Origin of the sequence: Acidisphaera rubrifaciens HS-AP3 (assembly GCF_000964365.1) — a bacterium.
Taxonomy (GTDB): domain Bacteria; phylum Pseudomonadota; class Alphaproteobacteria; order Acetobacterales; family Acetobacteraceae; genus Acidisphaera; species Acidisphaera rubrifaciens.
This window is the reverse complement of sequence record NZ_BANB01000472.1, coordinates 1-10,566: the sequence shown is the minus strand read 5'-3', so window position 1 is coordinate 10,566 and position 10,566 is coordinate 1. Positions and strand designations below refer to the sequence as shown.

The 10,566-nt window shown below is 68.5% G+C and carries 7 protein-coding genes and 1 tRNA gene; 6 read left to right on the top strand and 2 right to left on the bottom strand.

The genetic code is table 11. From position 1 onward, the window contains the following. Nucleotides 1-305: hypothetical protein (locus B8460_RS22005; protein WP_048862072.1), on the top strand; the 305-nt coding region annotated here is incomplete at its 5' end. Here B8460_RS22005 and B8460_RS13205 read toward each other — a convergent pair. After that, entirely contained in the window at nucleotides 302-1,228 is a 927-nt protein-coding gene (locus B8460_RS13205) for an aspartyl/asparaginyl beta-hydroxylase domain-containing protein (protein WP_048862071.1), read from the bottom strand. The two genes, B8460_RS22005 and B8460_RS13205, sit on opposite strands and share 4 nt — an antisense overlap. A 73-nt stretch (nucleotides 1,229-1,301) precedes the next feature. Further along, complete coding sequence (ruvX, locus tag B8460_RS13200) at nucleotides 1,302-1,766, bottom strand: Holliday junction resolvase RuvX (RefSeq protein ID WP_048862070.1); 465 nt, start codon at nucleotides 1,764-1,766, stop codon at nucleotides 1,302-1,304. 48 nt (nucleotides 1,767-1,814) lie between these two features. Between ruvX and gatC the strand changes: the two genes are divergently transcribed. The 5 genes from gatC to B8460_RS13175 all read left to right on the top strand — a co-directional run bounded on the left by gatC (nucleotide 1,815) and on the right by B8460_RS13175 (nucleotide 10,472). Next, a complete protein-coding gene (gene gatC, locus B8460_RS13195) occupies nucleotides 1,815-2,102 on the top strand; it encodes an Asp-tRNA(Asn)/Glu-tRNA(Gln) amidotransferase subunit GatC (RefSeq protein WP_048862069.1) in 288 nt (95 codons plus the stop codon). After that, nucleotides 2,102-3,592, top strand: coding sequence for an Asp-tRNA(Asn)/Glu-tRNA(Gln) amidotransferase subunit GatA (gene gatA, locus B8460_RS13190; protein ID WP_048862068.1), 1,491 nt, complete (start codon nucleotides 2,102-2,104; stop codon nucleotides 3,590-3,592). The genes gatC and gatA overlap by 1 nt, the downstream gene beginning before the upstream one ends. 7 nt (nucleotides 3,593-3,599) lie before the next feature. Beyond that, nucleotides 3,600-5,072, top strand: coding sequence for an Asp-tRNA(Asn)/Glu-tRNA(Gln) amidotransferase subunit GatB (gatB, locus tag B8460_RS13185; protein ID WP_048862067.1), 1,473 nt, complete (start codon nucleotides 3,600-3,602; stop codon nucleotides 5,070-5,072). A gap of 112 nt (nucleotides 5,073-5,184) precedes the next feature. Continuing rightward, nucleotides 5,185-5,277: transfer RNA gene (locus tag B8460_RS13180), tRNA-Ser, on the top strand. Nucleotides 5,278-6,164: 887 nt separating this feature from the next. Next, on the top strand, nucleotides 6,165-10,472 hold the full coding sequence (locus tag B8460_RS13175; protein ID WP_048862066.1) for a Hint domain-containing protein: 4,308 nt from the start codon (nucleotides 6,165-6,167) through the stop codon (nucleotides 10,470-10,472). Nucleotides 10,473-10,566: the final 94 nt, after the last annotated feature.

Genomic DNA, 10,566 nt, shown 5'->3' with positions numbered 1-10,566 from the left:
GGGCCGGGCGGCCGCTGACCCGCGTCCTTGCCCTGTTCGGCGCGGCGGGCGGAATCGGCCCGCTCGTGCGGCTCTGGTCGGGTGGGCACACGATCGCGCTCGCCATGACGCTTGCCGGCGATCCGGCGGTGATCGGTCTCGCCTATGCGCTCGCCGGTCTCGGCTGGCTGCTGAGTGAAGTCGGGCCGCTGGCGCTGCGCGTCGTCATGGACGCACAGGCCGCCGCACGGGCGGCCCGGCTGCGTGCCGCCCGCCGTCGCCTGGCCGAGGCATGGAGCCTCGCGCCCGATCCGCCGCCGGATTAGCGCAGGATGATCGCGGCCAGCGTCGCGCCCACCACCGCGTATTTGAGGCCGTAATAGACGCGCCGGTCCCACGCCTTCAGCCGCTTGGCCAGCAGCCGCGCGCGATAGATGCCGGCGAATAGCCGGTTCGCCACGCCGATCCCGTCGCCCGGCACGTTCTCCGTCGCCGTCGCCTTGACGACGTGGTTGACGATGAAGCGGCTGATCACACGCGGCAGCGCGCCGCGCAGCGGCCGGTCCACGTCGCAGAACAGGATCAGCCGCGTCTGGTCGGTCCGGTTCTCGGCATGGTGGATGAACGTCTCGTCGAAGATCAGCGCCTCGCCGTCGCGCCAGCCGCGCCTGATGCCGTCCACCTCGATGTAGCAATCGTCGCTGTTCGGCGTGGACAGTCCGAGGTGATAGCGCAGGCTGCCGGCGAACGGGTCGCGGTGGCGCACCAGCCGCGCGCCCGGCGGCAGCAGGGCGAACATCGCGCCGTGGATCGACGGCACCTCGCGCAGCAGCCGCACCGTCTCCGGGCACAGCCGCTCCGCCGAGGGCAGGGCCTCGCCATACCATTTCAGATAGAACCGCTTCCATCCGGTGCGGAAGAAGCTGTTGAAGCCGAGGTCGGTGTATCCCGCCGCCGCCCGCACGAAGCCCTCGTCGAGCAGGCGCAGTCCCTCGTCGCGGATGACGCGCCAGCGCGCCGTCAGCACCGCCAGTTCGGGGAGGTCGTTGAGTTCCAGAAACGGCCGGTTCGGCACGCGTGAGCACAGGTAGAACAGCGCGTTGACCGGGGCGAGGAACGTCGAGTGGTCCGTCAGCTGCCGCGCGAAGCCATGACGGACCCTCCCGCGGCAATGGACATAGGCGGCGGTGGCAGCAAAGCCGCCGAGCACGACCATCTTCACCAGCGAACCGGACCCCGGCACAAGCATGCCCCGAAACGTAAAATCGCGGCTGTCCCGGCCGCAAGCTCGGCCGTGGACAGAGGCCGCGTGGCGCCGCGCGCTACCGCCGGGTCGCGTCCAGCGCGGCCTGCAGCATCCAGGCGGCGGCGATCTGATCGACGCGGTCCGCCCGGCGGGCGCGGCTGGCATCCGCCTGCTCGATCAGGAACCGGTTGGCCGCGACGCTGGACAGCCGCTCGTCCCACAGCGCGACCGGCAGGCCCGACGCCGCCGACAGCGCGAGCGCCCAGTCCCGCGCCCCCTGCGCCGCCGGGCCCGCCGTGCCGTCCATCGACAGCGGCAGCCCGACCACCAGCCCGCCGGCCCCCTCGCGCCGCGCGATCGCGGCGATCTCGGCGGCATTCGCCGACAGCTTGGCGCGCCGGAGCGTGCCGTAGGGGGTGGCCAGCGTCAGCCCGACATCGGACAGCGCGACGCCGATCGACTTCCGGCCGGGATCGAGGCCGATCAGCCGTGTCTCGCGCGCCAGGGACGCGCGCAGGTCGGGCAGGTTGAACAGGCTCATGGCCGGCTTTATGGTCGCGCTCTTCCTGTCAGTCCAAGGACTTTGACCATGTCGCTCGACGCCGCGACCGTGCGCCGTATCGCCTCGCTGGCCCGTATCGGGGTGGGCGAGGACGAGATCGAGGGTCTGCGCACGCAGCTCAACTCCATCCTCGGCTGGATCGAGCAGCTGAACGAAGTGGACGTGACCGGCATCGCCCCGCTCACCGGCGCCGCGCAGATGGCGCTCAAGATGCGCGACGACGTGGTGACCGACGGCGGCGACCCGGACGGCGTGCTGGCCAATGCCCCGGAGCGGGCGGGTGACTTCTTCGTCGTGCCCAAGGTGGTCGAGTGATGCTGACCGACCTCACCCTCGCCGTCGCCCGCGCGGGCCTCGCGCGGCGTGACTTCTCGGCGACCGAGCTGACCCAGGCGCATGTCGACGCGGTCGAGGCGCTGAACCCGACCCTCAATGCGCTGATTACCGTCACCGCCGACCAGGCGCTGGCGCAGGCGCGCGCGGCCGATGCCGCGCTCGCTTCCGGCGACGACCGACCGCTGCTGGGACTGCCGCTGGCGATCAAGGACCTGTTCTGCACCAAGGGCGTGCGTACCACGGCGGGCAGCCGCATCCTCGGCCCCTTCGTCCCGCCCTACGAAAGCACGGTGACCGCCAACCTGCTGCGCGACGGCGCCGTGTTCCTCGGCAAGGCCAATCTGGACGAGTTCGCCATGGGCTCGTCGAACATGACCAGCGCCTATGGCGCCGTGGTCAATCCGTGGAAGCGGCGGCAGGACGCGGACGCGGTTCTGGTGCCGGGCGGCTCGTCCGGCGGCTCGGCCGCGGCGGTCGCCGGGCGCATCGCGCTGGGCGCCACCGGCACCGATACGGGCGGGTCGATCCGCCAGCCGGCCAGTTTCTGCGGCATCGCCGGCATAAAGCCGACCTATGGCCGGTGCAGCCGCTGGGGGATCGTGGCCTTTGCCTCCTCGCTCGATCAGGCCGGGCCGTTCGCCCGCACGGTCGAGGATTGCGCCATCCTGCTGCGCTCCATGGCAGGCCACGACCCGAAGGACAGCACCAGTGCCGACCGCCCGGTGCCGGACTTCGCCGCCGCCTGCGCGCGCGGCGTGCGTGGCCTGCGCATCGGCGTGCCGCGCGAGTACCGCGCCGACGGGATGCCCGGCGAGATCGAGGCGCTGTGGCAGCAGGGCCTCGCGTGGCTGCGGGCGGAGGGGGCGGAGATCGTGGACGTCTCGCTGCCGCACACGAAATACGGGCTCGCGACCTATTACATCGTCGCGCCGGCCGAGGCGTCGTCCAACCTCGCGCGCTATGACGGTGTCCGCTTCGGCCTGCGCGCCGACGGCGGCGACCTGCGCGAACTGTACGAGCACACCCGTGCCGAAGGCTTCGGCGAGGAGGTGCGGCGGCGGGTGCTGATCGGCACCTACGTGCTCAGCGCCGGCTATTACGACGCCTATTACCTGCGGGCGCAGAAGGTCCGCGCGCTGATCCTGCGCGACTTCACCGACGCCTTCGCACAGGTGGACGCGCTGCTGACGCCGACCGCGCCCTCGGCCGCCTTCGCGCAGGGGGAGAACATGGACGATCCCGTCGCCATGTATCTCAACGACGTGTTCACCGTGCCCGCGAGCATGGCGGGCGTGCCGGCGATGAGCGTGCCGGCCGGCCTCGACGGCAACGGGCTGCCGCTCGGGCTGCAGATCATCGGCCGCCCCTTCGACGAGGAGACGGTGTTCGCCGTCGCCGCCGCGATCGAACGCGCGGCCGGCTTCGATGCGCTGCCGGCCATCCGGCCCGGCGCCGTTGCGGCGGAGTAGAGAGAACATGGACGCGGGCACCGGCTACACGATCGAGGGCGCAAGCGGCACGTGGGAGGTCGTGATCGGCCTCGAGGTCCACGCGCAGGTCATCAGCAACGCCAAGCTGTTCAGCGGCGCCGCCACCGCCTTCGGCGCCGCGCCGAACACGCAGGTCAGCTTCATCGACGCGGCCTTTCCGGGCATGCTGCCGGTCATCAACCGGGAATGCGTGGCACAGGCGGTGCGCACCGGTCTCGGCCTCGCGGCGCAGATCAACCTGGTCAGCCGCTTCGACCGGAAGAACTATTTCTACGCCGACCTGCCCGCCGGCTATCAGATCAGCCAGTACGAGCATCCGATCGTCGGCCAGGGGACGATCGAAATCGAGCTGGACGGCGGCATCACCAAGTCGATCGGCATCACGCGCCTGCATCTCGAACAGGATGCGGGCAAGTCCCTGCACGACCAGCATCCGTCGAAGTCGTACATTGACCTCAACCGCGCCGGCGTCGCGCTGATGGAGATCGTCAGCGAGCCCGACCTGCGCAGCCCGGAGGAGGCCGGCGCCTATCTGCGCAAGCTGCGCACGATCCTGCGCTATCTCGGCACCTGCGACGGCAACATGGAGGAGGGCTCCATGCGCGCCGACGTCAACGTCTCCGTCCGCCGTCCGGGCGAGGGGTTCCGCACGCGCTGCGAGGTGAAGAACGTCAACTCCGTCCGCTTCGTGATGCAGGCGGTGGAGGCCGAGGCGCGGCGGCAGATCGCCGTGTGGGAGGAAGGCGGCACGGTCGAGCAGGAGACGCGCCTGTACGACGTCGCGCGCGGCGTCACAAGGTCGATGCGGTCGAAGGAGGATGCGCACGACTACCGCTATTTCCCCGATCCCGACCTGTTGCCGCTGGTGCTGGAGCAGGGCTGGGTGGACGCGCTTGCGGCGGGGCTGCCGGAACTGCCGGACGCGAAGAAGCGGCGGCTGATGGCGCGGCACGGCCTGTCCGCCTATGACGCCGGGGTGCTGGTGGCGGAACAGGCGACCGCCGATTTCTACGAGCGGCTCGCCGCCGGGCGGGACGCGAAGCTCGCCGCCAACTGGATGCTGGGCGATTTCTTCGCGGCCCTGAACCGCACCGGCCGCACCATCTCCGACCCGCCGGTGAGCGCAGCACAGCTCGGCGCGCTGCTCGACCTGATCGCCGACGCGACGATCAACGGCCGCATCGCCAAGGAGGTGTTCGAGGCGATGGTGGAGACGGGCGATGATCCCGCCGCCATCATCGACGCGCGCGGCCTGCGGCAGGTGACCGATACCGGCGCGATCGACGCCGCCGTGGCCGCCGTACTGGCGGCGAACGCCGACAAGGTCGCGGACTACCGGGGCGGCAAGGAGAAGCTGTTCGGCTTCTTCGTGGGCCAGGTCATGAAGGCGATGGCCGGCAAGGGCAATCCCGCCCTGGTCAACGACGTCCTGCGCCGCCACCTCGCGGGCGGGGGCTGAACGCGGCCGGGCGCGCGGCGCCGTTCCATTTGACCCGGGCCGCCCGAGGCCCTATGCAGCCCAGGCAAACGCCGTGTCGGGGCCGTCTATGCCCCGTGCGCCAAATCCCGGCGGAGGGGTGGCCGAGCGGCTGAAGGCGGCGGTTTGCTAAACCGTTGTACACTGTAAAGGTGTACCGTGGGTTCGAATCCCATCCCCTCCGCCAAACGCACCGTTTACAACGTTGATAACCCATGTCTTTTCGCTCGACAGTCGCGAGCTACCCACACTTCTACCCCCATTCCCGCGCCTGTCGCAGGCCGCGTTTGCCCGTGCAGGTGCATGCGACGTGATGTCGCCCTGCTCAACGCGCTGGGGGATGTGCTTGCAAGGCTTGCAGACGACGCAGCTGGAGCATCTCGCCCTTGATGCGGAGCGGCTCCACATCATCGGGTGTCGCGTGGGAAATGCAGGCATCCCTAGGGGGCACAACACCACGACATCCGTCCACCCTTTAAGGCCGCGCCGACCGCCAGCAGCGGCCCGCTAGACTAGGATTCGCGTGCCTCTGGCCGTTCCCGACAACGTTACCTGCGGCCTCCGGCCCGGCTACGACACGCCGCCCGGGCTCCGTGATCACGTAGCGGGACGGCCCGGCCAGCTCGATCCAGCGGAGGGCGCACGCACGCTTGCTCCCGCTCGTTGACCGTCGCGACCTGACGACCGCGCGCGCAGGCTCGCTTCCTCGGTCATCGCCACGGCGATGCGCTCTACAACCGAGATTTCGCCGTCAGCCGGGTGGGCAGCAGCGGCAAAGCGCCTAGCCGGATCTGCATTGGCGTGGCGTCGAGCTGGTGACAGGCGGTGGGGCAGGCCAGACGCCGATCGAGAGGCTTGTCGTCTCGAGCATAGCCACCCTGGCTTTGGCGACAACTGCCGGTTGGTTGCATTTGTTAGACTCGTTGCGGAACGATCACAGTGTTTGAACTGGGGGACGGCCGTCTTGCTGGCCTGGATCTCTGACAACCGAATGTTCGCATTAACGCGGGACCGGATCGCCGGCATCAATTGCGGGCCGGGATTTGCAGCGCTCCCTACCGGCGGATTGCCAGTATGACGACATATACTGATGTCGAATGGATCGGCGGACCCCATTACTGGACCGCCACGGTGACGGGCAGCCTCCAGCCTGATGTCGTCTATGTGAACATCGGTTCTCCAGGCACATTCGACCAGAACACGCCGCCACCGACCAGCGGCACGATCGATACGCTCACCGTATCAAGCAATTTTGTGTTCGATGGCGTCGGCCTTGCCGGCAACTATACCAAAAACTCCGGAAACATCACCTTGCTGAACGGAGCAGGTTCCGGAGGCGGGACATTCGACAACCAGGGGGGAATTACTGGAAGCGGCGATGTGGTGGCCGACACACTGGACAACTCGGGCGCGATCGACATCACCGGGCCAGTGCAAGCGGGCACGATCGACAATCATGGGCAGATCACCACCCAGGGTACCGCCAACGACGTCAGTGCATCATATGAGCTGACAAATACCGGCGGCATCAATTCCGGCGGGGCCATCCAAGCGGCGACCACGCTGATCAGTTCCGGGTCTCTGGAGGCCTCCCTGGACATCAGCGCCGGCAGCGCCACCCTCACCGGCGGCTCGGTTCAGGCGCGCGACTTTTTTGCGCTTCAAGCCACCATCGAGAGTGGCAATGTCACGATAAAAAACTGGTTCAGCGCCGCCACCCTCGATTTCGTGAGCGGTTCCATCGATTCTGCGGGCGAACTTTCTGCGGACGCCGGGTCGATGTCCGCCAGCGCCAGTGCGCAGGATTTCTTCGTCTCCAATTTTATCATGGACGGAACGTTGTCGGCCACGGACGGCGGCGACTTCCAGAGCGGAGCCATCGGCGGCAAGCTCGCGATCACCAGCGGCAGCCGGACACAAAACGCTTACGTCATACTGGCCGATACGGGCGGCTCCGTCGACGTAACGGGCCAGGTGAACACCGGCGGCGTTTCGATCGTGGTGGGCGGCACGCTCTCGATCGAAGGTGATGTCAGCACTACGAGCACGATCTATGTCGGCGACATCGGCGCCGGCACGATAACGCTGCAGAGTGGCGGGAGCATATCCAGCGGGACTGTCCTGTTTGGCTCTTTCGGCGAGCCAGGCACCGGAATCGTCGACGGCGGGAACTGGAGCAACTCCGGCTTTGCCGGGATCGGCGGTGCCCAGGGTACCGGCCAAGGTCTGCTGACTGTGGAGAACGACGGAACCTTTTCCACTGGCAACCTGGGGATCGGCAGTTACCAGGACCAGGGCGGCGTGACCGTGAATGGGACCGGCGCCCTGCTCGAGACGACGGAAACCGGGGCGGCCGCGCTGGCCGTCAACGACGGTACGCTGCTTATCGAGTCCGGCGGCAGCGTGGCCAGCGGCAACGCCGTATTCGATTCCAGCAGTGGCACGGTCGACAGCACCGGCACTCTGACCGGACCTGCTTCATCTTGGAATGTGTCCGGCAATCTGACAATCGGCAAGGCGGCACAGGGCACGCTGCTCGTCGCGGATGGCGCGGCGCTTCATGTCAGCGGCAGCATCGATGTCGCCAGCGGCAGCGGTGCCACTGGCACGCTGCAACTGAGCGGCGCGCAGGGCACGCTGGATGTGGCGGACGCGTTGATCGTGGGCGATGCCGGAGCCGGAGCGCTCGAGCTGGTGGACGGCGCCTCCTATACCGTGCCGGCTGAGATCATCGCTGGCAATCAGGCCGGCGGCACCGGCACCATGACGCTCGATGCCAACAGCAGGCTGACCGCGGACGGCAATCTGGTGTTGGGCCAGGACGGCACGGGGTTCATGACCGTGTCCGCCGGTGCGGCGCTGGTGGTGTACGGGAATCTGGAACTGGGCGCAGGCAAGGGCTCCGGCACGCTGACCGCCAGCGCCGACGACATGCACGTGCACGGCGATCTCACGATCAACACCGGGCAGATGACCGTTGTGCGGGGCAATCCGCTCACCGTGGATGGCGCCATCGAGCTCGGCAAGAACACCGGATCGAACGGCACGCTGACGCTGCAGCAGAATGCCGAGGTAGTGGCCGGGCAGGACGACGTGACGATCGGCAGCCAGGGCACCGGCACGCTGGCCGTAGACGCCGGCGCCAGCTTCGACGGCAGCATCAACACGATCTACCTTGGAGAGCAGAACGGTGCGACCGGCATCGTCACGGTGAGCGGCGCTGGGGCCGCGCTGGATGCTGCCTCCCTCACTGTGGGCGGGAGCGGCACCGGCTCGCTCACCGTCAGCCAGGGCGGCACGGTGTCGGTGGCCGCCGACCTGACCATCGGCGAGGCCGGCACGGGCGACGTTACCATCACCGATTCCGGCTCCAGCCTGGACGCGGCCAGTATCGATGTCGGGGGCACCGGAACCGGCGTACTACTGCTCACCGGCGCCGATGCCAGCGTCTCCGCCAACCTTTCGGTGGGGGCGGATTCCGGCGGCAAGGGTACCGCGACCCTCAGTAGCGCCAGCCTAGACACCAAGGGCACGCTGAGCATCGGCGAGAGCGGCAATGGGCTGGCGACTATCCAGCTCGCCTCCACCCTCGCCGCCGACGCCATCGAGCTCGGCGTGCAATTCGGCGGCAAGGGCGAACTGGATGCCAGCGGTGCCGGCACCTCGGTGCAGAGCCACGACCTGACGATCGGATCCGGCGGCAAGGGGGTGCTCAAGCTCACCCAGGGTGCCAGCTTGACCACTACCGGCGACGCTACGGTCGCCGACCAGTTGCAAGGTGTGGGCTCCGGCGTCTCGCTCGACACCCAGGGTTCCTGGAACCTGGTCGGCGATCTGACCGTGGGCGGCACCGGCATCGGCGGGGTCAGCATCAAGGGCGCCGCTAGCCTCGCGGCCAGCGGCGGCGTGACCATCGGCGACCAAGCTGGAGCCGGCGGCGTGATCGCGCTCTCCGGCACGCTCGACCAGTCCGGCAGCGTGCTCCAGAGCGCGCTTTACTTTGGCAGCGCTTTGGTGGTCGGGAATGCCGGCGACGGCACGCTGACGCTTGCCAGCGGCGCGCTGGTCGCTTCCAGCCCCGGCGGCAAGGGCGAGATCGACGTAGCTGCGCAAGCCGGCAGCACCGGCAATCTAACAGTCGAGGGCGCTGGCTCACTGCTGCGCAGCAAGAGCCTGGAGCTGGGCGGCACGGCGACTGCGGCCGGCGGCAAGGCCCGCCTGAGCGTGGCCGATGGCGCGACCGTTCAGGTCAGCGACCTCCACGCCTGGAAGGGTGCCGCAATGACCCTCTTGGGCGGCACGCTGATGACCGACCCGGTGACCCTGGACGCCGGTTCCACGCTGGAAGGCAACGGCACGGTCGGTGGGGCCATCTTGGACAATGGCGGCATCACCGCCGATGGCGGCGCGCTGCTGCTCACCGGCGACATCTCCGGCACCGGCACTCTGGCCATCAACTCGGGTGCCAGCCTGCAACTCGATGGCACGATCGCCGCCGGAATCGTGCTCAATTTCACCGGTTTCGGTGGGACGCTCGATCTCGGCTCCAGTGCCGTACTGAACGATGTGATGTCAGATTTCGGTTCGGACGACACGATCGTCGCCAATGCAAGCATTACCGGTGAGACGTTCGGCGCCGGCGTCCTGACACTGACGCTGGCGAACGGCAACGATCTGGTTCTGGCAGGCAGCTACACCCCCAGCGAGACGGTGATTTCCGGTGAGACGGTGACAATCCCCTGCTTCCTGGACGGCACCCGCATCGCCACAGAGCACGGTGACGTGCAGGTCGAGCGGCTGCGCCCCGGCGCGCGCGTGCGCACGGCCTCCGGCGCGCTGCGCTCGGTGCGCTGGATCGGCATCAGCCCGGTGGACAGTACCCGCCAACCCGAGCCGCATCGGGTCTGGCCGGTGCGGGTACGAGCCGGCGCCTTCGGGCCCGGTCTGCCGAAACGCGACCTGCTGCTCTCGCCGGACCACTCTCTGTTCGTCGAGGGCGTGCTGATCCCGATCAAATACCTCGCCAACGGCACCAGCGTGGCGCAGGAGCGGCGTGAGCACGTGACGTATTATCACGTCGAGTTGGACAGCCACGACGTGCTGCTCGCGGAGGGGCTGCCCGCGGAGAGCTATCTCGATACCGGCAACCGCGCTGCCTTCGCCAATGGTGGGGCCCATCGCCAACTGCACCCCGACTTCGCCCCACTGAGCTGGGAGCAGGCTTGCGCGCCGTTGTGCATCGCGGGCCCACCGATGGACAGCGTCCGCCGGCAACTGCGGGCACGGCTGCACGAGGCGGGCAGCGCGGCTCCGGCGAATAGCCACACTCCATGCCGGCCGCCGTTTTCTCGAGGCGTGACTGCTCGAAGACGCCAGCGGTAGGCTTTCCCGTACTTGCAAGCAAAGTCGACCCGGAACCCTGGCGCTAACGCAAGGGCGGGCGCGATGGATGACCTCGCCCTTGTAGAGGCCGTTG